Consider the following 22,336-nt stretch of genomic DNA (forward strand, 5'->3'; position numbering starts at 1 on the left):
CAGGAAATTTCACCCCCGTGGCGTAGGAGGCGCAATGGCCCGGCCTTTGGCCCTCATGTTTGGGCCCCATTGGGGGCGTCCTGTCGGACCTGTCCGGGTCAGCCTGTCGGGCGCAGGGACCCGGTCTCGGGCTCGGTCCTGGCGCTCTCGCGGGCCAGCATGGCGCGTTTCACCGGCAGGCCCCAGTGATAACCGCCCAGCCCGCCGTCGCGCCGCAGCACCCGGTGGCAGGGAATCAGCCAGGCCAGGGGGTTCCGACCGACGGCCGTGCCGACCGCGCGACTGGCCCCGGGGTGGCCCGTGGCGGTGGCGATTTCACCATAGGTCGTGACCTGACCCTCGGGGATGGTCAGCAGCGCTTCCCAGACCTTGATCTGGAAGGGGGCGCCCATGACGTGCAGGGGCGCGCGCCCCGTGGCAAAGGCCGCCTGGGCCAGGGGCGGCACGGCGTTGCGATCTTCCTCGAACCGGGCTGCGGGCCAGCGACGGCAGAGGTCGGCAAAGGCCGCCTCGGCGTCGGTGTCGGCCAGGAAGGCGATGCCGCAGATCCCGTGATCCGTTGCCATGACCAGCGTGGGACCGAAGGGAGAGGCGCACTGCGCCCAGCGAATCCGCAGGCCCTCCCCGCCGCGGGCAAGCTCCCCCGGGCGCATCGCTTCCCATCGCAGCACCAGGTCATGCAATCGACCCGTGCCCGAAAGCCCGGCGGCATCTGCCGTTTCCAGCAGGGTGGCGCGCCGGCTCAGCATTTCCCGGGCGCGGCCCAGGGCAAGGTATTGCTGATATCGTTTCGGGGAAACACCGGCCCAGGCAGAGAAGAGCCGCTGGAAGTGCGCCTGGCTCATGCCCATGCGGCCGGCCAGTGCATCCAGGGACAGTGGCGCCTCTGCCGCGTCGATTTCTTCGATCGCGCGCCGGACGAGGTTGTAGTGATAGCTGTCTTCGGGCGTTCCGCGCCGAGGGACGGCCTGTTGGACGGCCTGTTGCATGGGGCTCTCCGATGTCATGGATCGAAGATAGTCGCGTGGCGGGGTTCCTGCGACCCGGTTCCTGCGCAATGACCCCGCGATTGTTGGCGAGATTGCGCCCCGGTTGTCCCAGAGGTTGCCCCCGAGGTTGTCCCGGCGAAGTCCGCCGGGGCAGCAGCCCGCGACAGTCGCCAGTGAATGATCCTGGGCGCGGGGCCGCCATAGGCGCCCGGCTCAGGCGGCAAGCAGGTCGAGCAGGGACAGTTCCGCTGGGCATTTCTGTCGGATCAGAAGGGCTTCGGCCCGCGACAGGCAGATGCGCGGGCACCGGCCCTCCGCCTCGAAAAGGCGCGTGGCGCGGCGTACCGCCGGCGGCAGATCCAGCAGCGCGGCCATCTCGGGAGAGGTGCTTTCGACCCAGAGCGATCCGGCGGTGATGATCTCGTGCCGTTCCATGATGATGCAGTGGTAGGTCAACCCGCCCATCGTCGGATCCGGGCGGGAACGGTTCCTGCGGGAGATGTCGCAAAAGCGCGCAAGGGCTTCTTCCGAGCCGAAGTTGAGCTCCAGCTCGGGACGGCGGATCAGGCCGCGATGCCCCGGCGCGACGCGCAATTTCTCCGTCAGCTCTCCCTGCGGGCCCTTTTCGCCGCGCAGGAATGTCAGCGGTTGCGGCAGGGGGCCGCCACCGGGCAACCGCCGCAATCGGGCGATGTGCAGGACGGGCTGCGCACCGTGGTCCCGCGTGACGACCTTGTCGCCGGGCGCAAGCCATTCGATGGGCATTTCGCCATCAAGGGTCAGGACCATGCTGCCGGGGCCCAGTCCGGAAATCGGATCCGGGGGCGTGTCCCGCCCATGGATCACTGTCTTAGAATCGGTCATCTGCCTGCCTCCGAACGAACAATGGGACGAAGCCCTTTCGGCCGGGTTAAATCCCTTGTTGCTCCCAGATTTTCAGGGCAGAAACACGCCATGGCCCGCCAATTGCCCTACCAGACCCTGCGCGAGATCTTCAGCCGCTTCGAAACGGCCGAGCCACATCCCAAGGGGGAGCTGGATCACGTGAATGCCTACACGCTCGTCGTTGCCGTGGCCCTGTCGGCCCAGGCGACCGATGCCGGCGTGAACAAGGCCACGCGCAACCTCTTCCCCATCGCCGACACGCCGGAAAAGATGCTGGCTCTCGGCGAGGAGGGGCTGATCGAGCACATCAAGACGATCGGCCTTTTCCGCAACAAGGCGAAGAACGTCATCAAGATGGCGAAGATCCTGGTGGAGGACTACGGCGGCGAGGTCCCCAATTCCCGCGCGGCGCTGGAAAGCCTGCCGGGCGTGGGGCGCAAGACCGCGAACGTGGTGCTCAACATGTGGTGGGGCTTCCCGGCACAGGCGGTGGACACCCATATCTTCCGGCTCGGCAACCGGTCGGGCATCGCGCCCGGCCGCGATGTCGTCGCCGTGGAGCGCGCGATCGAAGACAACATCCCGGTGGATTTCCAGCTGCATGCGCATCACTGGATGATCCTGCATGGCCGCTACGTGTGCACGGCACGTAAACCCAAGTGCGGTACCTGCCTGATCCGGGATCTCTGCGAATTCGAGGAAAAGGTTCTATGACGAAATATGACGTGATCGGCATCGGCAATGCCGTGATGGACGTGATCGCCCAGAGCGACGATGCCTTCCTGTCCCGCATGGGGATCGAGAAGGGCATCATGCAGCTGATCGAACAGGACCGTTCGGAATTTCTCTACGGGGAAATGGGCGAGCGGCGGCAGATCCCCGGCGGTTCCGTTGCCAATACGGTGGCCGGCGTGGCGAACATGGGGCTGAAGACGGCCTTCATCGGAAAGGTCCGCGATGACGAGGTCGGCCGCGAATACGCGGAAAAGACCCGCGATGGCGGCACCGATTTCCCCAACGATCCCTTCACCGACAGCGATCTGACCAGCTCCCGCTGCATGATCTTCGTGTCGCCCGATGGCGAACGGTCGATGAACACCTACCTCGGCATCTCCTCCGAAGTGGGGCCCGACGACGTCCCGGACGAGGTCTGCGCGAATGCCAAGATCCTGTTCCTGGAGGGCTACCTTTACGACAAGCCGAAGGGCAAGCAGGCCTTCGAGACGGCGGCACGCTTGACCCGTGCGGCCGGTGGCATGGCGGGCATCGCCCTGTCCGATCCCTTCTGCGTGGATCGTCACCGCGCCGACTTCCGCACGCTGGTGAAGGAACTCGACTACGTCATCGGCAATGAACACGAGTGGAAATCGCTCTATGAAACCGATGACCTGGGCGCCGCGCTGGAAGCGGCGGCGGCCGAATCGGGTCTGGTGATCTGCACCCGCTCCGGCCATGACGTGGTCATCGTGCGCGGCGAAGAAGAGGCCATCGTGCCGGTGAAGATGGTTACCCCCGTCGATGCCACCGGCGCGGGCGATCTGTTCGCCGCGGGCTTCCTCTACGGGCTGGCGACCGGCGCCGATCTGGCGACCTCGGGCCGCATGGGCTGCATCGCCGCGGCAGAGGTGATTTCCCACTACGGCGCCCGGCCGGAGACCGACCTGAAGGCGCTGTTCAAGGCCGAAGGCCTGATCTGAGCCAACTGGAAGCGGGGTCGGGGAGGTTCGGTCAACAAGCTGTATGCCTTTGTGTACCGAACCATCTTGACCCGTCACGACAATCGGAGCAAACCACTGCTCGAAGCAGCCGGAAAGGAAACGCCCATGGCGCAACGCCTTCACCTCGTCTTCGGCGGAGAACTCGTCGATCCCGCCAAGAACGTCTTCAAGGACATCAACGACCTGCACATCGTCGGCATGTATCCGTCCTACGCGGAAGCCTACGACGCCTGGAAAGCCGAAGCGCAGAAGACCGTGGATAACGCCCATATGCGTTACTACATCGCGCATATCCATCGCCTGCGTGACGAGGAGCTCGAAGCCTCTCCGACCGAGGAACTGGGCAACTAAGACCGCATGGGGCCCAACGTCGGACTGGCCGCCTACAAGGCGCTCAACAGGCGTGGCGCGCGGGCGGGGGAGGACCTGCCCCCGCGCCCTGCCGGGCCCCTGCTGTGGATCCATTGCCCCCGGGCCATCCGGCGCAAGCCGGCGGAGGAAATGGCGCGACGCCTGCTGAACCAGGAACCCGCGCTGACGATCCTGCTGACCCTGGGGGAGGCCGACCGGCTGGAGCCGATCGACGATCCCTCTCTCGTGACCCTGCCCGCGCCTGCGGAGGACAGCGCCTCCGTCCAGGCGTTCTTTGCCTACTGGCAGCCCGACCTTCTGGTCTGGATGACGGGGGAGCTGAAGCCGCCATTGCTGGCCCAGGCGCGGCGGCAGGGCCTGCCGATGCTGCTGGCAGAGGCGGAAGAGGACGCGTTCAACGAACCCCGTTTTCGCCTGCGGCCCAGCCAGACCCGCCGCCTGCTGGATCGGTTCGATGCCCTCTGCGCCAGTTCGGCGAATGCCGCGCGGCGGCTTCAGCGGCTCGGCGCGGATCCCGCACGGATAGAGATCACGGGCCCCCTGCAGGAAGCGGGTGCAGCGCTGCCCTGTGACGAGGCGGAAAGGGACGAACTGGCGGCGGAACTGGCCGGGCGGCCGATCTGGCTGACGGCCATGGTCCACCGCGAAGAGCTCGGTATCGTGCTGGAGGCGCACCGGCGTGCGTCGCGCCTGGCGCACCGGTTGCTGCTGCTTCTGGTGCCCGATGATCCGGAGGATGCGGCCGAATTCACCGAAGTCCTGGCGAAAGAGGGCTGGCGCTACCAGTCCTGGTCGGAGGGAGAGATGCCGCGGGAGGAAACCCAGGTCCTGCTGGCCGACACGCGGGGCGACATGGGGCTGTGGTACCGCCTGGCACCGGTGACCTTCATGGCTGGGTCCCTCCGGCGCGGGATGAAGGGGCATGACCCGTTCGAACCTGCGGCCCTCGGCTCTGCCGTGCTTTACGGGCCCTTCGTGGCGCATCATCTTCCGGCCTATACCAAGCTGGCGCAGGCCGGGGCGGCACGGCTGATCCGGGATGCCGACAGCCTGGCGCAGGGGCTGGGGCGCATGCTGGCCCCCGATCAGGCCGCCACCATGGCCGCCTCCGCCTGGGAAGTTGCCACCGCAGGGGCGGAAATGACGGATCGGGTGATGGCATGGGCCGCCGACAGGCTGGAAATGCTGCCCAGGCGCAGCCGGCCCGAAGGGCAGGAGGACTGAACATGCAGGCACCGGCATTCTGGTTCCGGCGCCCGGGGATCCTGGCACGGATGCTGCAACCGCTGGGCGCGCTTTATGCCGCCGGAACCGCGCGGCGGCTGGCGCGGGGCGCGCCCGTGGATCCCGGCGTACCGGTCATCTGCATCGGCAATCTGAACGCGGGCGGCACGGGCAAGACCCCAACGGCGGTCGAACTGCTGATGCGGCTTTCGGCGCGCGGACTGACCCCGCATTTCCTGTCGCGCGGCTATGGCGGCAGTGTCGAGGGCACGGTGCGGGTCGATCCCGCCCGCCACACGGCGGCAGAGGTGGGCGACGAACCGCTGCTCCTGTCCGCCTTTGCGCCCGGCTGGGTGTCGCGCGACCGCGTCGCGGGCGCACGCGCAGCGGCCAGGGCCGGGGCGGATGTCATCGTGATGGATGACGGTTTCCAGGATCCGGCGCTGCGCAAGAGCCTGTCGATCATCGTCGTGGATGCGGCACGCGGCTTCGGCAATGGTCTCTGCCTGCCCGCTGGCCCCCTGCGGGAGCCGGTGGCGGTAGGTCTTGCCCGCGCCGACCTGCTGCTGTCCATCGGCGACCGCGCGGCGCAGGCTGGCTTTGCCGCGCCGGGCGGCCTGCCGCACCTGCAGGGCGCGCTGCTGCCGCTGCCCACGGGGATGGATTGGCAGGACCTGCCGGTCTTCGCCTTCGCGGGCATCGGTCATCCGGAGAAGTTCTTTGCCACCCTGCGCAGCCTCGGCGCGAAGGTCCTGCATGGGGAGGCCCTGTCGGATCACCAGCCGCTGACGCCCGCCCTGCTCAGCCGGCTGGAACAGGACGCCGCCGCCCATGGGGCGCAGCTGGTCACGACGGAAAAGGACGCGGTGCGTCTGCCGCAGGACTACCGGCAGAAGGTGCTGACGGTCCCCGTCCGGCTGGCGCTGGAGGATGACACGGCGCTGGCTGCGGCTCTCGACCGGCTGTTTGAGCCCCGCGGCTGAGGCAGGGGGGCAGCCCCCCGTCTCCTTCGGAGACACCCCCCCGGAGTATTTCCAGCCCAGTGAAAGAGCGGGGCTGGCGCATCATGGCCCGGGTCGCGCCCGGCCCCTGGCTTCTTCTTTCTGAAAATATGCATCGCGCGCCTGCCGCAGGCGGGCGGTCAGTCCCGGATCGGGGGCACCGCCTGGCGCGGGGCGCCGGGCGCGAGGTGCTGCAGGATCTGCCCGTGCAACGGGGTGCTCGCGGCCACCACGCCGTCCAGCAGCGGGCGCGGCGCGTTGAAGCGCAGCGGTGCGCCGGTGCGGTCGCTGACACTGGCGCCGGCTTCCTCCACGATCAGGCTGCCCGCGGCGATGTCCCATTCCCAGGAAGGGCGCAGGGTCATCATCGCGTCGAAGCGTCCCTCGGCCACCAGCGACAGCCTGTAGGCCAGCGAGGGGCGGTAATGCCGCGCGACCTCGGGCACCGGACCGATCCAGTTTTCCGGGGCGTAGTTCGGTTTGGCGGCCAGCAGGCTCGCCCCCACCAGCGCCTCCGTGCCGGAACAGCGGATGGGCGCACCGTCCATGGTCGCGCCCCCGCCGCGCCGCGCGGCATAGAGGTTGCCCTTCACCGGAAGGAAGACGACCGCCGCCGTCACCTGTCCGTTCACCGCCACGGCCAGCGAATGCGCCCAGGCGGTTTCGCCCTTCATGAAGGCGCGGGTGCCGTCGATCGGGTCGATGATGAAGACGGCCTCGTGGTTCAGGCGCACCGGGTCGTCCGGGCGTTCCTCTGACAGCCAGCCGTAGTCGGGCCGGGCCGCGCCCAGCATGGCATGCAGGGCGGCATCCACCGCCAGGTCGGCCTCGGTCACCGGGCCCTGGCCATCGGGTTTTTCCCAGCTCTGCGCGCCCTTGGCGGCGTAGCGCAGGGCGATCTCCCCCACCTGGCGGGCGGCGGCGGTGAGCAAGGCAAGGTCGGCCGCGTCGCGGTCAGCTTCCAGCAAGCGTCATCCCCTCGACCAGCAGGGAGGGCACCCGGGCGCCGGCCCAGGGGCGGGCGTCATTGGCCGGGATGATCCGGCCCAGCATGTCGCGCAGGTTGCCGGCGATGGTACATTCGTTCACCGGGCGCACGATCTGCCCGTTCTCGATCCAGAAGCCGGAGGCCCCGCGCGAGTAGTCCCCGGTGTCGGGGTTGATCGTCGATCCGATCAGGGAGGTGATCAGCAGGCCGGTGCCCATCTGGGCGATCAGCCCGTCGCGGTCGGTCTCTCCGGGGGTCAGCTCGATGTTCCAGGTGGCCGGGGAGGGCGGGGAGGACAGGCCGCGCGCGGCATTGCCGGTGGGCGCCACGCCCAGCTTGCGCGCGGTGGCCAGGTCCACGGTGAAGCCGGTCAGCACGCCGTCACGGATGATGTCGCGCGGCGCGGTGGTCAGCCCTTCGGCATCGAAGGGACGCGAAGAGGGCCCGCGCGGGCGCAGCGGATCCTCGGTCAGCGACAGGCCTTCGGGCAGGACGACTTCTCCCAGGGCCTTGCGCAGGAAGGAGGAGCCGCGCGCGACGGCGGCACCATTGGCGGCGGACAGAAGGTGCCCGATCAGGCTGGCGGCGACGCGTTCATCGTAGATCACCGGGTAGCTGCCGGTCTTCGGCGCGCTGGCCCCCTGGCGTTCCAGCGCCCGGGCGGCCGCGCGGGCGCCGATCTCCTCGGGGGAGCGCATGTCGCTGGCGAAGACGCGGAAATCACTGTCGTGGTCGCGCTCCATCGCCTCGCCCGTGCCGGCAATCGCGACGCAGGCCAGGGAATGGGACGACCGGCTGTAGCCGCCCTCGAACCCGTTGGTGGCGGCCATCCAGATGTCGCTGGCGCCATAGGCGGCAGACGCGGTGGAGACCTGGCTGATCCCCTCGACCGCAAGCGCGGCGGCCTCTGCGCGGGTCGCGGCCTCCTTCATCGCCTCGGGTTCGGGCTCCCCCTCCGGGTCGACCATCTCCAGTCCCTCGGCATCGCGACGGGCGGAAAGCTGCGCGGGGTCGGCCAGGCCGATCCACTGGTCCTCGGGGGCTTCTTTGGCCATGGCCACGGCACGTTCGGCCATCATCGCCAGCCCGCCGCTCCGCGCGTCGGAGCCGGAAACGCAGGCCTGCCGCTTTCCGACCAGGACCCTCAGGCCGATCTCGAACCCTTCGGCGCGTTCCGCCTGTTCCAGCTGTCCGCCCCGGATGTCGATGGACACCGAGGTGCCCTGCCGGGCGATGACGTCGGCATCGGTGGCGCCGGCGGCCCGGGCGGCGTCAAGCAGCACCCGGGAGAGGTCTTTGAGGTCGTGCATTCAGGGGGTCCCCCGCATTTGCCGGGTGTCAGGCCGGGTCTTGGACATTGTCCTGACCTAGCCTTCCGGGCGGTCCGGATCAAGCAGCGCACCCCCTGCCGGGGCGTCACGGCGGGGTGATCGCCCGTCTCCGTCCGGAAGGCGGGCGAAACAGCCGGGCCGGGAAAGCTGCCGGGGCAACTGCCGGGACAGCGCGATGATCAGGGCATCATCGGGCGGCCGTTCACCTGCAGCGTCTCGTCCGGCAGGATTTCCAGCGTGGTAGCCAGGTCATCCGGGCCGCCGATCTGGCGGGTGAACATGGGGGCCATCATCGGGACGGTCATCGCGATGTTGGGCGGCAGGATGTTCATCTTTGCCAGGATCCCGATCAGCCCCATCAGGCCGTGGGCCTCTGCATCCAGGCGTCCGGTGACCTTCGGCAGGTCCGGGTTCATCGCAGAGGGCTGGTCATTGTCGATCTCGAAGGCGCCGCTGGCAGAAAGGGTCGCGCCGCCCGCCCGCAGGTCCAGCGTGTCGATGGACAACGACGACAGTTCGCCGGGCTTGTCCCCGCCCATCATCATGTCCTCCATCGCATCCGGATCGGACAGCGAACCAAGAAGCCGCCCGGTCCCGCTCAGCCGGGCATCGAGGGTCAGCGGATCATGGGGCAGCATGTCCATCGGATCCAGCTGCGCCCAGACCGCATCCGGCAGGGCCAGGTCCCGCAGGGTGATCCGCAGGGCGACCGGGCTCGGCGTGTCTTCCGCCGTCAGCGGGAAGCCCATGCCAAAGCCCGTTTCACCGATGGTGACATCAATGGGGAAGGGCAGTTCGTCCTGGGTCAGATGCAGGCCGACGCCGACCGATCCCATGTCGAAATGCATCCCGGCGGCGCCAAGCGAATAGGTCATCTGCCCGCCCTGGGAGCTGGTCTGCATGTCGATCGCCTCCCCATCGCCGGTGCCGGACAGATGGAAGCTGCCCCCGGCATGGGTCAGCGTGCTTTCCGCCGAAAGGCCACCTGCCAGCAGGTCGTCCAGCTTGGGCTCTCCGGGGGTCGCTCGGGTGGGCATGCTGGCGCGGCTCTGCAGCTGGACCCGGGTCAGGTTGCCTTCGCCCTGCATGTCGATCTCCTCTTCCTCCTGCTGCAGGTCGAGGGTCAGGCCCAGCGTCTCGATCGTCAGGTCCTGCCCGGATTGCAGGACGTCGGTGCCGGACAGGGTGGAGGTGCCGGACAGACCTTCGAACCGCAGCGTCGCAAGATCGGTCAGCGGATCCTCTTCAGGCAGGTCCAGGCGGTCGATCCGCAGGTCCATGCCCTGGCCGGAATAGGTATAGGTGATGTCATGCGCCGTCCCGGACGCCAGGATTTCCAGCCCGCGATCGACATAGGTCATGTCCATCTCGAACTGGCCTTCCTCTTCCTCTCCGGTGACGGTCATCGGCATTTCCGGCGGCATCCGCATCACCACGTCATCGCCCTGCGGGGACAGGACCAGGCCGCCGAACCGAAGGGTGGTCGTCCCTGCATCCTCGCCGGGTGCCGTGGCCATGCGGGCCGTGACCTGACGCAGCACCAGATCGGGGCCGGCGTGGTCGATCTGCGCATCCACGGCATATCCCATCGCCTCCATGTAGGCGCGGGTCTGGTCCCAGACCTCCTCGGGGGACAGCGCCAGCGCGGGGCCTGCCGTCAGGCCAAGCAGGAAAACGGCCGGGGTCATGCTGGCACGGGCGGGACGGAAAGGGATCATCTGGAGCTCCTGAAGGTTCTGGATGCAAGGTGACGGCAGCCTTCCCGGGGGTCAAGCGCCGCGCGGTCACCGGCCGGGCGGCTGGACGGATGGGGAGCAGGGGGTTAGCTCTTTCCCAGACAATGCAGTCAGAGGGCCTGCAAGGCCCGGAAAGGGAGCAGATATGACGGATCTGACCGGAAAGACCGCGATCATCACCGGGGCAAGCCGTGGCATCGGCGCCGCCGCTGCGCGGGAATTCGCCGCAGCCGGGGCCAATGTCGCGCTCCTGGCGCGCAGCGGGGACGAAATCGCCCGGATTGCCGGGGAAATCGGCCCGCAGGCCGTGGCGGTGCCCTGCGATGTCTCCCGCTTCTGGGAGGTGGAGCAGGTGGTGAAGAAGGTCGTCGAAACCTTCGGCAGCCTGGACATCCTGGTGAACAACGCGGGCGTGCTGAAACCCATCGCCCCCCTGGCCGAGGCAGAGCCGGAAGCCTGGGCCAAGGTCATCGACATCAACATCATGGGCGTCTTCAACGGCATGCGCGCGGCGCTGCCGGTGATGATCGACGCCGGGGGCGGCACGATCATCACCGTCTCCTCCGGCGCGGCGCATCGCCCGCTGGAAGGCTGGAGCGCCTATTGCACCTCCAAGGCCGGGGCGGCGATGCTGACCGCCGCCGCCCACCTCGAAAACGCCGACAAGGGCCTGCGCATCATGGGCCTGTCGCCCGGCACCGTCGCCACCCAGATGCAGCGCGACATCAAGGCCTCCGGCGTCAATGCCGTCAGCCAGCTGAACTGGGAAGACCACGTGCCCGCCGACTGGCCCGCCAAGGCTCTGCTCTGGATGTGCGGGGCCGAGGCCGACGCCCACCTGGGCGAGGAACTGTCGCTGCGCGACGAGGGGCTGCGCTCCAAGCTGGGCCTGGGCGCATGATCCGGGTCGAGGAGCGTGAAGGTGGGCTCTACCGCGTCACCCTCGCCCGGCCCGACAAGGCCAACGCCCTGACGGCGGAAATGCTGCAAACGCTGATCGAGATCTACCGCACCGTCGACGCCCGTGCGGTCGTGCTGACCGGCGAGGGCCGCGTCTTCTCCGCCGGGGCGGACCTTGATGCCGCGCGCGCGGGTCTTGGCGTCTCGCCCCTGTGGGAGGAGCTCTCCTCGGCCGTGGCAGCACAGAAGGGGCTGACGGTGGCGGCGCTGAACGGCACGCTGGCAGGCGGCGCCATGGGCATGGCTCTGGCCTGCGACATCCGGCTGGCGGTGCCGGGGGCGAAGTTCTTCTATCCGGTGATGAAGCTCGGCTTCCTGCCGCAGCCCTCCGATCCGGGGCGGCTGGTGGCGCTGGTGGGGCCGTCGCGCGCCAAGATGATCCTGATGGGCGGACAGAAGATCCCGGCGGAAGAGGCGCTTTCCTGGGGCCTGATTGACCGGATCTGCGAGGATCCCCTGGCGGAGGCGGAGGCGACCGCCGCCGATGTGCTGGCCGCCAGCCCGGAGCATGTCGCGGCGATCAAGGCGATGTGCGGGGCGTGACGCCGGGCCGGGGCTTGGGCCAGACGGGGCAAGGGGGATCAAGGGGGATCAGCGCCGGCGCCGCGCCCCCGGGGTCTTCGAATGGAAGCCCGGCGGGCGTTTCGCGACCCAGGCGATGAATTTTGCCAGCCTTGGGTGGCTGCGCAGCGCCTCGGTCGTGTGGTAGTCACGCGCCAGCTCGGTCTCGGTCAGCGTGGCGTGGATCTCGTTGTGGCAGATCTGGTGCAGCAGGACGACCGGCCCGCCCTTGCCACCGCGCAGGCGCGGGATCAGGTGGTGCAGGCTCTGCCGCGCCTCCGGCGGGATCGGGCGCAGGCAGAGCGGACAGATGGGGTGGGGGCCGTTGCGGTCTTCCATGGCCCGAGGATAGGCGAATGACCTTGGTGGACGAAAGCATCGACGCGCTGGTGATCGGCGGCGGCCCGGCGGGGCTGATGGCGGCAGAGGTGCTCTCTGCCGCGGGCCATTCCGTGCTGGTGGCCGAAAAGATGCCCAGCCTCGCGCGCAAGTTCCTGATGGCCGGCAAGTCGGGTCTGAACCTGACGAAGGAGGAGCCCTTCGACGACTTCATCACGGCCTATGGCGAGGCTGCCGACCGGCTGCGCCCCATGCTGCGCGAATTCGGCCCGGCGGAGGTACGCGCCTGGGCCGAAGGCCTGGGGCAGGAGATGTTCACGGGCTCCACAGGCCGGGTCTTCCCGGTGGTGATGAAGGCCTCTCCGCTGCTCAGGGCCTGGGCCGGGCGCCTGGGCGCGCAGGGGGTGCGGCTGCAGACCCGGATGGACTGGCAGGGCTGGGACGGCGAAGTGGCGGTCTTTGCCACGCCATCGGGCGAAAGGCGCATCCGCGCAGGCGTGACCGTGCTGGCGCTTGGCGGGGCAAGCTGGCCCCGGCTCGGCTCCGACGGGGGCTGGGCCGCGCACCTGGGGCCCGTTGCACCCTTCGCGCCTTCGAACTGCGGCTTCCGCGTCACCTGGTCGGCCCACATGGCGCCGGTCTTTGGCCAGCCGGTGAAATCCGTGGCCCTGCAGGCAGGCGCGGCGACCAGCCGGGGCGAATTCGTGATCTCGGCCGAGGGGATAGAGGGCGGGGCGGTCTATGCCCTTTCAGCCCCGCTGCGCGCTGGCGCCCCCCTGACGCTGGACCTCTTCCCCGATCTTTCGGTCGAAGCGCTCTCGGCCCGGCTGTCGAAGGGGCGCAGGGGGGAAAGCGCGGCCAACCGCCTGCGCAAGCTGGGCCTGGACCCGGCCAAGCGCGCGCTGGTGATGGAACTGGCCCGCCCGCTGCCCGAAGGGGCGGCCCTGGCCGCCCGGCTGAAGGCGCTGGTGCTGCCCGTCACCGGGCCGCAGGGCCTGGACCGGGCGATCTCCTCCGCCGGAGGGCTGCAGTTTGGGGCGCTGGACGAGGGGCTGATGCTGCGCGACCGGCCCGGCACCTTCGCCGTGGGGGAGATGCTGGACTGGGACGCACCCACCGGGGGCTACCTCCTGACGGCCTGCCTTGCGACGGGCCGACACGCCGGGCAGGCCGCAGCGGCGTTTCTTCAGCCCAGACTTCAGCCCTGATTTATCCCCGTCTCAGCCCTGACTTCCGGCCATGATCGCCTTGTCCGACGCAAAGGCGCGCTGAAAGGCGTCCCGGTCCCTCATCCGTGCGGCAAAGTCCTGCAGCGCGGGCGTTTCCATCGGAAATTTCGCCACCTGCGCCCAGCCCAGGCAATGTGCCAGCACGATGTCGGGCACCGTCATCTCTTCCCCCATCACGAAGGGGCCTGCCATGCGGGCCGCCAGGACCTCGCAGTTGCGGGCGAACTCCCATCGCAGGCTGTCCTTCACCGCAGGCACCCGGCGATCTTCCGGCAGGACGAAGCTATGCCGGGTCGAGGTCCAGAGCGGGCCTTCCAGCTCATCCAGGATCTGCTGGGTCAGCCCGTCCTGCCGGGCCCGTGCCAGGGTGCCTGCGGGGGCCGTGAAACGGCCGGTGCTGTCCGCAAGCCAGGTCAGGATGGCCGTCGAATCGGTCAGTGCCTCGCCCTCCGCCAACAGGACGGGCAGCTTTCCCAGTGGTGAGTGGCGGCAGACCGTCGCGTCGTGGGGCAGGGCGAATTGCCGTTGGTAGGGCAGCCCCAGTTCTTCCAGCATCCAGACAACGCGGAAGGTGCGATTGTTGGCGCCCCCGATGAGTGTGTACATGATTGATCCTCCCTGCGCGGGAGGGAAGCGCGAAACGTCCCGGAAATCCAGTGTCTCGTGGGGTTAGCGCGACCGGCCCAGCATGGCGATCCGGATCAGCATCCGCTCCACCAGGGCCATGTCGGGGGCCGTCGCGCCGGCGGATCGCAGGGTCAGGTCCGTTTCGATGATGACGGTCAGGGCCTGTTCCAGCTTGGGCGCACCCCAGGCACCGGCCTGGCGCATGATCTTGTCCCGGCGCGGGCCGAAGACCGGCGGGCGCAGCTTGCCGATGCCCTCGCCCGGGCCGCCGGGATGGGCGGCAACGGCATAAAGCGTCCGGAAATGGCGCAGGGCGGCGATGCACAGGCCCGTGGGCTGGGTGCCCTGGGCCTTCAGCCGCCGCATGATCGACCCGATGTCGCCCGCGCGGCTTTCGGCCACGGCATGCAGCACGTCGTCCAGCTCCGCCTCGACGGAAGCGGGGGCGCAAAACGCGATTTCCTCTCCGGTCAGGGGGGTGTCGTCGCCGAACTTGTAAAGCGCGATCTTCTCCACCGTCTGGCGGAAGTCGCCGGGATCCAGCGACAGGGCCAGGTTGGTCAGGTCGCGCAGGCTGTCGGGCGGCAGCTTCGTCAGGCCGGCCTTGTTCAGCGTGGCCTCGATCTCCTCCCGGCTGGGCGGATCGTCATAGATCCCGCAGGCATGGGCATTGCGGTGGTTCTCGAAGGCCTTACGGATCTTCGACGTGGCCTTCAGCTGCCCGGCGGTGACGACAAGCTGCGCGTCGCCCTCCTGCCATTCCTCCAGCGCGTTCAGGATGGCGGTGGCGGCGTTTTCGTTGGCCCCTTCGACGTGGACGACGCGCGGACCGGGAAAGAACCCCTGCGCCTTCATCGCATCGACCAGCTGCGCGGTATCGCGGCGCAGCTCGCCCGCCTGGATCCGCGTCAGCCGCATTTCCTCGTCACCGTTCGGCCCGACGAGGTTGGCGATGATCTCCTGCCGGCGCAGGGCGATCCGCATCGCATCGGGGCCGTAAAGCAGGATGCCCGTGCGCGTCGCGTCGGGCTTGGCCGCATAGCGGGCGATCTCGCGACTGGCGAGCTTCATGTCTCGGTCGTGGGGACGGGGGGCATCTCGGCGATCAGCCGGGTCATCAGCAGATCGGCCAGGATCACGACCAGCCGGCCCCGGGCATCCGATTGCGCCGCCTGGGTCGCCACGGTGGAACCGGTGGCCGAATAGCCGGTGAAGGAACGCACGGAACCGCCGGCAAGCTGGCGGCCCGTGCTGTCGCGCAGGGTGTAGGTCACCTGGCCCGACACGCGGAACCGCGTGGTGTCCCCGGCGGAGTTCACCGCCAGGCGTCCCTCGGACATGGAGATCGAGATATCCAGGGCGTAGTCCGCCACCTGCGTCCGGCCCAGCCGCTGCTCCATCTCGCGCAGCAGAAGGTAGCCCTCTTCCGAGCTGGGCTCCGGCAGCTCCGTCCGGCCATAAAGGCGGGACGCGGCGCCGCCCGGCGCATAGGCCGGGGTGAAACCGCAGGCGGAAAGCCCGGCCAGCGCAGAACCGGTCAGCGCAGAGCCGGCCAGGATTTTCAGTACGTTACGTCTGTCAGACAACCACATTCACGATCCGCCCCGGGACGACGATGACTTTCTTGGGCTGGGCCCCGTCCAGCGTCCGCTTCACATTCTCGACCGCAAGCGCCAGCTTTTCAACCTCGTCCTTCGGCATGTCCTTCGCCACGGTGACTTCGCCGCGACGCTTGCCGTTGACCTGGATCGGCATGGTGACCGTATCCTCGACCAGCATCGCCTCGTCCGCGACCGGCCATGCGGCCTGCGCGATCAGGCCCTCACCGCCGAGGATCTGCCACATCTCTTCCGCCAGGTGCGGGGTCATGGGCGACATCAGCTGTGCCATGGTCTTGAGTGCGAACCGCTGAACCTCACGGCTTGCACCGTATTTTTTGATGGCGTTTCCGAGGCCGTAGAGCTTTCCAATGGCAATATTGAATGCGAACGTTTCGATCGCGGCGGTAACATCACGTATCGCCTTGTGAGTTTGAACTAGCAGTGGCTCGTCACCGCGCATTGGTTCCGTGGTACGGTTCTCAACGTCAAGCGCCAACTGATAAGTCCGTGCAAGGTACTTATTGGCAGAGTCGGCCCCGGCGGCGGTCCATTCCACGTCCCGTTCGGGCGGGCTGTCGGACAGCACGAACCAGCGTGCGGTATCGGCGCCGTACTGGCCGATGATCGCGACCGGGTCGACCACGTTGTTCTTCGACTTGGACATCTTGGCAGAGGGCACGATCTCCACCTCGGCGCCGCCTTCCTTCAGGAAGCCCTTGCCGTCCCGCAGTTCCACTTCCTCGGGGTAGTGGTAGACGGGGCGCCCGTTCTCGCCCTCGGTCTTGTAGATCGCATGGGTCACCATCCCCTGTGTGAACAGGGCATCGAAGGGCTCCTTCGATTTCTCCGGCAGATGGCCGGTCAGATGCATCGCCCGGGCGAAGAAGCGCGAGTAGAGCAGGTGCAGAATCGCGTGTTCGATGCCGCCGATGTACTGATCGACGTTCATCCAGTACTCGGCCTCGGCCATGTCGATGGGCGTTTCGGCACGCGGAGAGGTGAAGCGCGCGAAATACCACGACGAATCGACGAAGGTATCCATCGTGTCCGTCTCGCGCTTGGCCGGGGCGCCGCACTTGGGGCAGCTGCAGTCACGCCAGGTCGGGTGCCGGTCCAGCGGGTTGCCCGGGACGGAGAAGTCGATCGGCTTGCCGCCCTCGTCGTAGGGCAGTTCGATCGGCAGATTTTCCTTCTTCTCCGGCACCACGCCGCAGCTTTCGCAATGCACGACGGGAATCGGGCAGCCCCAGTAGCGCTGACGCGACAGACCCCAGTCGCGCAGGCGGAACTTGGTCACGCCCGCGGCCTTGGTGGCTTTCTTCTCGAAATAGGCGATCGAGGCGTCGATGGCCTCCTCCGCCGTGGCTTCGGTCAGCCCGGTGAAGTGATCCAGGTAAAGAACCTTTTCGGTCTTCGGCGGCACCAGCGGGTCGGTCGGCTCGTCCGTCAGGACGAGGTCGAGGAAGCAGGCCACGGCGGGATCTGCGTCGCGATCCTTCTCGTGCATCAGCTTCGCTTCTTCGACGCCGGCGATCAGGGCAAGGCCCGGCTCGACATCATGGTCACCCAGGGGCTCCAGGCCGATGCCGTTCATCGGCGAATAGGCCTGGGTGACCCGGTGCCCGGCTGCGGCCATGGGCGCGAAGACCGGCGCATGGGGCAGGCTGTACTTGTTGGCGAATTCCAGGTCGCGCTGGTCGTGGGCCGGGCAGCCGAAAATGGCCCCGGTGCCGTAATCCATCAGCACGAAGTTGGCGATCCAGACCGGCAGCTCCCGGTTGGGATCCAGCGGATGGCGCACCTTGACCCCGGTGTCATGACCCAGCTTCTCGGCCTTTTCGATGGCTTCCTCGGTGGTGCCGCCCTGGCGCGCCCTGGCGCAGAACTCTGCGACCTTGGGGTCCTTCTTCTCCAGCGCCTTGGCCAGCGGATGGTCGGCCGAGATCGCGACGAAGGCCGCGCCCGCCATGGTGTCGGGGCGGGTGGTGTAGATTTCCAGATCCTCGAAGCCACAGGGATCGCCGAACCCCTGCTCGATTTCGAACGACATCTGCAGCCCGCGGCTCTTGCCGATCCAGTTGGCCTGCATCGTCTTCACCTTGGCGGGCCAGTTGTCGAGCGTATCCAGCGCCGTCAGAAGCTCATCCGAGAAATCGGAGATCTTGAAGAACCACTGCGTAAGCTCGCGCCGTTCCACCAGCGCGCCGGACCGCCAGCCGCGGCCGTCCTCGACCTGTTCATTGGCCAGGACCGTCATGTCGACCGGGTCCCAGTTCACCACGGCGTTCTTGCGGTAGACCAGGCCCTTTTCCAGGAAGTCCAGGAACATGGCCTGCTGCTGACCGTAGTATTCCGGATCGCAGGTGGCGAACATGCGCGACCAGTCCAGCCCGAAGCCCAGCGGTTTCATCTGCTCGACCATCGTGTCGATGTTGCCGTAGGTCCAGTCCTTGGGGTGGCCACCATTGGCCATCGCGGCGTTTTCCGCCGGCATGCCGAAGGCGTCGAACCCCATGGGGTGCAGGACGTTGTGCCCGGTGGACGACTTGTAGCGCGCGATGACGTCGCCCATCGTGTAGTTGCGCACGTGGCCAATGTGGATGCGGCCCGAAGGGTAGGGGAACATCTCCAGCACGTAGTACTTGGGCTTGTCGCCCTCGCGCGTGGCGCGGAAGACCTGGGCGTCATCCCAGGCTTTCTGCCATTTCGGTTCGATCTCGGCGGCGGAATAGCGCGACATGTTGGGGTTCCCGGATGGTCTGCGGATGCTCTGCTTCAGGCCGGGTTGATATTGCGCCACAGGCCAAGGGTCCAGCCCCTTGGCGCATGGGCGGGCCGGGCATCGCCTTTTCAACCACCTCCGCGCGTGATTAACTGCACGACGTTTCCGGAGCGGCCACCTTGAACATCCTTTTCATTCACCAGAACTTTCCCGGCCAGTTCAAGCATCTCGCCACGGCTCTCGCGGCGCGGGGGCATAATGTCACCGCCCTGACCCTGCGGGTGAAGGAACCGACGACCTGGCGCGGTGTCCGCGTCCTGCCCTACAAGATCCTGCGCAAGGGGGGGCAGCAGCTGCATCCCTGGCTTCTGGACATGGACAGCAAGGTCACCAGGGGGGAAGCCTGCTTCCACGCCGCCCGCCAGCTGCGCGACCAGGGCTACCACCCGGACGTGATCATCTCCCACCACGGCTGGGGCGAATCGCTCTTCCTGCGGGACGTCTGGCCGCGCGCCCGCCTCGGCATCTATTGCGAGCTCTACCACCTCGCCGGATACCCCCACATCAACTTCGATCCGGAATTCCGCGGCAAGGACGATGAAATCGGCCCGCTGCGGATCCGGATGAAGAACCTCAACAACCACCTGCATTTCGACATCGCCCAGGCCGGCCTCTCCCCCACGCGGTTCCAGGCGGACACCTTCCCCGCGTCCTTCCGGGACGAGATCTCGGTCATTCACGACGGGATCGACACGGGTCACGTGAAGCCCGATCCGGATGTGCGCTTCGACCTGGACGGGCAGGTCCTGACGCGGCAGGACGAGGTGATCACCTTCGTCAATCGCAACCTCGAACCCTATCGCGGCTACCACATCTTCATGCGCGCCCTGCCGCGCCTGCTGCGCGAACGGCCCAATGCCCGCATCCTCATCACCGGGGGCGATGGCACTTCCTACGGGGCCAAGCCGCCGGAGGGGAAGACCTGGAAGCAGATCTTCATAGACGAGGTGCGCGGCCAGATCCCCGATGCGGACTGGGCGCGTGTCCACTTCCTTGGCCGCATTCCCTACGACCGCTTCCTCGACATGCTCCGCCTGTCGCGGGTGCATGTCTACCTGACCTATCCCTTCGTCCTGTCGTGGTCCCTGCTCGAAGCGATGGCGGTCGAAGCGGCGATCGTTGCCTCGGCCACCGAGCCGGTGAAGGAGGCGATCACCGACGGCGAAACCGGCAAGCTGGTCGATTTCTTCGATCCCGAAGCGCTGACCGACGGGATCTGCGCCCTGCTCGACGATCCGCAGGAACGCGCCCGGCTGGGCCGCGCGGCCCGGGCCCATGTCTGCCGGAACTACGACCTGGCCACGATCTGCCTGCCGCGCCAGATCAATTGGGTCGAAGCCCTGGCCGACATGCCGGTGCCGCCGCTGCCCGAATAGGCGCCCCTGCGGCCCGCCCGACGAAGACATCACAGATGACAGAAGGGGTGGCGCCTGCCGGTGCCACCCCTTCGCATGATGTCGGTGCGGGAAAACGCCCCGGAAGGGCGCCGCCCGATGTCAGTACTTCCGGTCCGCCACGCGCAGCTGGCGCGCGCGGGTCAGGATCGCATCTTCCACGGCACGCTGGGTGCCGGTCGCCACCGGGCTGCCGCCACGGCTCTGGATCGACACGTTCAGCGACCGCGCTTCCAGCGCCGGGTCAGAGATATAGACGGTCGCGCGGTAGGCACGGCCACCGCCCGGCGGGGTGCCATAGCCAAAGACGATCACGCCGGTGAAGGGGTCGATCGACTCGATCGGCAGGAAATCCAGCACTTCGAGGGAGGCATTCCACAGGTAGCGGTTCACCGCGATCTTGGTGCCATCGTCCTTCTGCTTGAACAGATCCCACAGCGTCTGGCGCTGTTCCAGCTTCTGCGACGGGGTCAGCCCCGGCTGCGCATTGTCGCCACAGGCGGCCAGAAGAACCAGCCCGATCACGCCAGCGCCGCGAGCCATGGTTCGAATTGCGCGAGAGGAAATCATGCTGCTGCCCCGTTTTGTTGGTCTCCCCCGATCTATCGGAGCCGCCCCGCAGGAGCAAGAACCTTTGGAAACCAAGCCTTGTACCGGCAGGGAGGGGGCGAAAAGGCGGCAATGGCGCCGGCCCGGGGGGATGCCGGGGCGGCAGGGGGCGTGGCGGGCGCCTGGCCCGGGCGTGGCGGCGGGCAGGGCTGGGATGGGCCGCGCGCCACCACGTCGAAAGCAGCGTGCAGAAAAGGGGCGAACCCTACGCATCCCCTTGGTTCACTGTGGCAGAGTTGCACCAATCCCGCCCCCGGTTGCTGACCCGGTATTCGGTCTTCTTGCCAACGAACGGCAAAAAGAGCGAAAGACCTTGGCATACCCAATGCGGATTCTCCGTTTTGGGGCAGACTGAGAAACCGAGGGAAACACTATGAAAAAGATTCTCTTCGCGACCACCGCACTGGTCGTCACCGCCGGCGCCGCCTCCGCTGACGTCGTTGCCGTCGCATCCGCCAACATGGGCGTCTTCTACGATGGTACCGACACCATCGTGAAGAACGAACTGGACTTCGGCCTGAACGCATCCGCGACCACCGACTCCGGCATCGAATTCGGCGCCTCCATCGACCTGGACGCCTCCTCCGTCGATTCCGCCAACACCCAGGACCCGGGCTCCTTCGACCCCGAAGTCTACATCTCCTCCGGCGGCCTGACCCTGACCATCGGTGACATCGGCGAAGCGCACGACATCTCCAACCTGGCAGACGCCGGCTTCGACGGCATCGGCCTGGACGACGACGTTGAAGGCGCTCTGTCCTACGGCTCCCACGACGTCGCAATCTCCTACGAGATGGGTGACTTCGGCTTCGCGGCGTCCTTCGACTCCGCTTCCGACGACTGGGCGATCAGCTTCTCCGGCGACTTCTCCGGCCTGGCCTTCGGCATCGGCTACGGTGAAACCGCTTCCGTCGACGAAACCATCGTTGACCTGGGCTACACCATGGGCGACATCGCTCTGGGCCTGACCTACGCTGACGGTTCCTACACCGGCATCGGCGGCTCCGTTGCCTACACCGCAGGCGACCTGACCGTCACCTTCATCTACTCCGGTTCCGACGGCTCCGAAGACGACTACGGCGTCGGCGCTTCCTACGACCTGGGCTCCGGCCTGGCAGTCGCAGGTGGCCTGGGCTCCAAGGACGACGAGACCGTTGCCGACTTCGGCGTGACCATGTCCTTCTAATAGACCTCACGGTCTATGGAATTGGGAAGGGCGAGCCTCAGGCTCGCCCTTCTTGCTTTTCGGGCCCCGCGATGCCGCGGCGGCCTCTTCCCTTTCCCGCCGCTTTGATGTTCCTTGGCCGCGCAGGAAAGGAGCCCCCATGTCCCTCACCGAAATCCGCACCCGCATCGCCAAGGCCTGCGCCGAGGCCGGCCGTGATCCCGCCGACGTGACCCTGATCGCCGTGTCCAAGGTTCAGCCGCTGGACCGGGTCCGCGCCGTCCTGGAAGAGGGGCAGCGCGTCTTCGGAGAGAACAAGGTGCAGGAGGCTGCCTCCAAATGGCCCGACTTCCGCGCCGAATTCGGAGAGGTGGAGCTGCACATCATCGGCCCGCTGCAGACCAACAAGGCCCGGCAGGCGATGGAGCTGGCCCAGGCGATCCATTCGGTCGACCGTCCCAAGCTCGCCCGGACCATCGCCCGCATCGCGGATGAAACCGGCCACTGCCCGCGTCTCTTCATCCAGGTGAACACCGGGGAGGAGGAGCAGAAGGCCGGCATCCTGCCCGCCGATGCCGATGCCTTCATCGCCGAATGCCGTGACCTCTCCCTCGCGGTGGAGGGGCTGATGTGCATCCCGCCGGTGGAGGAAGAGGCCAGCCTGCATTTCGCCCTGCTGGCGAAGATCGCCGAAAGGAACGGGCTCAAGGGCCTGTCGATGGGCATGTCCGGCGATTTCGAGAAGGCGATTTCCTTCGGCGCAACCCATGTGCGCGTGGGCTCCGCCATCTTCGGTCAGCGCGAAGGCTATACCCCCGCCTGAAC

The 22,336-nt window shown here is 67.6% G+C and carries 21 protein-coding genes and 2 pseudogenes; 11 read left to right on the plus strand and 12 right to left on the minus strand.

Annotated features, from left to right (window positions below; all coding sequences use genetic code 11):
• Positions 1–98: 98 nt before the first annotated feature.
• A complete protein-coding gene (locus AC2IR1_RS01975; protein WP_486474606.1) occupies positions 99–989 on the minus strand; it encodes a methylated-DNA--[protein]-cysteine S-methyltransferase in 891 nt (296 codons plus the stop codon).
• A gap of 213 nt (positions 990–1,202) precedes the next feature.
• The gene (locus AC2IR1_RS01980; RefSeq protein WP_486474607.1) at positions 1,203–1,853 is read right to left on the minus strand and encodes a Hint domain-containing protein; all 651 of its coding nucleotides are present in this window, start codon (positions 1,851–1,853) and stop codon (positions 1,203–1,205) included.
• A 90-nt stretch (positions 1,854–1,943) separates the two neighbouring features.
• On the opposite strand from AC2IR1_RS01980, the gene nth reads away from it, so the two are divergent.
• The 5 genes from nth (at position 1,944) to lpxK (ending at position 6,171) form a co-directional block, all read left to right on the plus strand.
• The gene (gene nth / locus AC2IR1_RS01985) at positions 1,944–2,588 is read left to right on the plus strand and encodes an endonuclease III (RefSeq protein WP_486474608.1); all 645 of its coding nucleotides are present in this window, start codon (positions 1,944–1,946) and stop codon (positions 2,586–2,588) included.
• Positions 2,585–3,571 (plus strand): adenosine kinase, encoded by a 987-nt coding sequence (locus AC2IR1_RS01990; protein ID WP_486474609.1) that lies wholly within the window; start codon positions 2,585–2,587, stop codon positions 3,569–3,571. Before nth ends, AC2IR1_RS01990 begins: the two co-directional genes overlap by 4 nt.
• 126 nt (positions 3,572–3,697) lie before the next feature.
• On the plus strand, positions 3,698–3,943 hold the full coding sequence (locus AC2IR1_RS01995) for a DUF4170 domain-containing protein (RefSeq protein ID WP_486474610.1): 246 nt from the start codon (positions 3,698–3,700) through the stop codon (positions 3,941–3,943).
• Between the two features lie 6 nt (positions 3,944–3,949).
• A complete protein-coding gene (locus AC2IR1_RS02000; protein ID WP_486474611.1) occupies positions 3,950–5,188 on the plus strand; it encodes a 3-deoxy-D-manno-octulosonic acid transferase in 1,239 nt (412 codons plus the stop codon).
• 2 nt (positions 5,189–5,190) lie between these two features.
• Positions 5,191–6,171, plus strand: a complete 981-nt coding sequence (gene lpxK / locus AC2IR1_RS02005; RefSeq protein ID WP_486474612.1) for a tetraacyldisaccharide 4'-kinase — start codon at positions 5,191–5,193, stop codon at positions 6,169–6,171.
• 158 nt (positions 6,172–6,329) lie between these two features.
• Here the strand turns inward: lpxK and AC2IR1_RS02010 are convergent, their stop codons facing one another.
• The 3 genes from AC2IR1_RS02010 to AC2IR1_RS02020 form a co-directional block, all read right to left on the minus strand.
• Complete coding sequence (locus AC2IR1_RS02010) at positions 6,330–7,157, minus strand: inositol monophosphatase family protein (protein WP_486474613.1); 828 nt, start codon at positions 7,155–7,157, stop codon at positions 6,330–6,332.
• Positions 7,144–8,487, minus strand: coding sequence for a TldD/PmbA family protein (locus tag AC2IR1_RS02015; protein ID WP_486474614.1), 1,344 nt, complete (start codon positions 8,485–8,487; stop codon positions 7,144–7,146). The genes AC2IR1_RS02010 and AC2IR1_RS02015 overlap by 14 nt, the downstream gene beginning before the upstream one ends.
• A 200-nt stretch (positions 8,488–8,687) precedes the next feature.
• Entirely contained in the window at positions 8,688–10,226 is a 1,539-nt protein-coding gene (locus tag AC2IR1_RS02020; protein ID WP_486474615.1) for a translocation/assembly module TamB domain-containing protein, read from the minus strand.
• Positions 10,227–10,389: 163 nt separating this feature from the next.
• Between AC2IR1_RS02020 and AC2IR1_RS02025 the strand changes: the two genes are divergently transcribed.
• Together AC2IR1_RS02025 and AC2IR1_RS02030 are read left to right on the plus strand one after the other, a co-directional pair.
• On the plus strand, positions 10,390–11,145 hold the full coding sequence (locus AC2IR1_RS02025; protein ID WP_486474616.1) for an SDR family oxidoreductase: 756 nt from the start codon (positions 10,390–10,392) through the stop codon (positions 11,143–11,145).
• Positions 11,142–11,747 (plus strand): enoyl-CoA hydratase/isomerase family protein, encoded by a 606-nt coding sequence (locus AC2IR1_RS02030; RefSeq protein WP_486474617.1) that lies wholly within the window; start codon positions 11,142–11,144, stop codon positions 11,745–11,747. The genes AC2IR1_RS02025 and AC2IR1_RS02030 overlap by 4 nt, the downstream gene beginning before the upstream one ends.
• Positions 11,748–11,795: 48 nt before the next feature.
• On the opposite strand, the gene AC2IR1_RS02035 is transcribed toward AC2IR1_RS02030, so the two are convergent.
• Positions 11,796–12,104 carry an HNH endonuclease gene (locus AC2IR1_RS02035; protein WP_486474618.1) on the minus strand — a complete coding sequence of 103 codons (309 nt, stop codon included), beginning with the start codon at positions 12,102–12,104 and terminating at the stop codon, positions 11,796–11,798.
• Between the two features lie 17 nt (positions 12,105–12,121).
• Between AC2IR1_RS02035 and AC2IR1_RS02040 the strand changes: the two genes are divergently transcribed.
• A complete protein-coding gene (locus tag AC2IR1_RS02040; protein WP_486474619.1) occupies positions 12,122–13,312 on the plus strand; it encodes a TIGR03862 family flavoprotein in 1,191 nt (396 codons plus the stop codon).
• Between the two features lie 12 nt (positions 13,313–13,324).
• On the opposite strand, the gene AC2IR1_RS02045 is transcribed toward AC2IR1_RS02040, so the two are convergent.
• The 5 genes and pseudogenes from AC2IR1_RS02045 to AC2IR1_RS02065 form a co-directional block, all read right to left on the minus strand.
• Positions 13,325–13,939: a glutathione S-transferase family protein gene (locus tag AC2IR1_RS02045; protein WP_486474620.1), complete on the minus strand. Its 615-nt coding sequence runs from the start codon at positions 13,937–13,939 to the stop codon at positions 13,325–13,327.
• Positions 13,940–14,002: 63 nt separating this feature from the next.
• On the minus strand, positions 14,003–15,031 hold the full coding sequence (holA, locus tag AC2IR1_RS02050) for a DNA polymerase III subunit delta (RefSeq protein ID WP_486474621.1): 1,029 nt from the start codon (positions 15,029–15,031) through the stop codon (positions 14,003–14,005).
• The gene (gene lptE, locus AC2IR1_RS02055; protein ID WP_486474622.1) at positions 15,028–15,552 is read right to left on the minus strand and encodes an LPS assembly lipoprotein LptE; all 525 of its coding nucleotides are present in this window, start codon (positions 15,550–15,552) and stop codon (positions 15,028–15,030) included. Before lptE ends, holA begins: the two co-directional genes overlap by 4 nt.
• Positions 15,539–16,984, minus strand: a pseudogene (locus AC2IR1_RS02060) (class I tRNA ligase family protein); the annotation flags it as partial. The pseudogene AC2IR1_RS02060 and the gene lptE, both read right to left, overlap by 14 nt.
• Before the next feature lie 177 nt (positions 16,985–17,161).
• Positions 17,162–18,301 (minus strand): annotated as a pseudogene (locus AC2IR1_RS02065) (class I tRNA ligase family protein); the annotation flags it as partial.
• Between the two features lie 161 nt (positions 18,302–18,462).
• Here AC2IR1_RS02065 and AC2IR1_RS02070 point away from each other — a divergent pair.
• Positions 18,463–19,719 (plus strand): glycosyltransferase, encoded by a 1,257-nt coding sequence (locus tag AC2IR1_RS02070; RefSeq protein ID WP_486474623.1) that lies wholly within the window; start codon positions 18,463–18,465, stop codon positions 19,717–19,719.
• A 120-nt stretch (positions 19,720–19,839) separates the two neighbouring features.
• On the opposite strand, the gene AC2IR1_RS02075 is transcribed toward AC2IR1_RS02070, so the two are convergent.
• The gene (locus tag AC2IR1_RS02075; RefSeq protein WP_486474624.1) at positions 19,840–20,307 is read right to left on the minus strand and encodes a DUF3576 domain-containing protein; all 468 of its coding nucleotides are present in this window, start codon (positions 20,305–20,307) and stop codon (positions 19,840–19,842) included.
• A 412-nt stretch (positions 20,308–20,719) separates the two neighbouring features.
• Between AC2IR1_RS02075 and AC2IR1_RS02080 the strand changes: the two genes are divergently transcribed.
• Positions 20,720–21,532, plus strand: coding sequence for a porin (locus AC2IR1_RS02080; protein WP_486474625.1), 813 nt, complete (start codon positions 20,720–20,722; stop codon positions 21,530–21,532).
• A gap of 139 nt (positions 21,533–21,671) precedes the next feature.
• Positions 21,672–22,334 carry a YggS family pyridoxal phosphate-dependent enzyme gene (locus tag AC2IR1_RS02085; RefSeq protein ID WP_486474626.1) on the plus strand — a complete coding sequence of 221 codons (663 nt, stop codon included), beginning with the start codon at positions 21,672–21,674 and terminating at the stop codon, positions 22,332–22,334.
• The last annotated feature ends 2 nt before the right edge of the window (positions 22,335–22,336 follow it).

The sequence above is a fragment of the Pseudooceanicola sp. NS-SX8 genome (assembly GCF_057380755.1).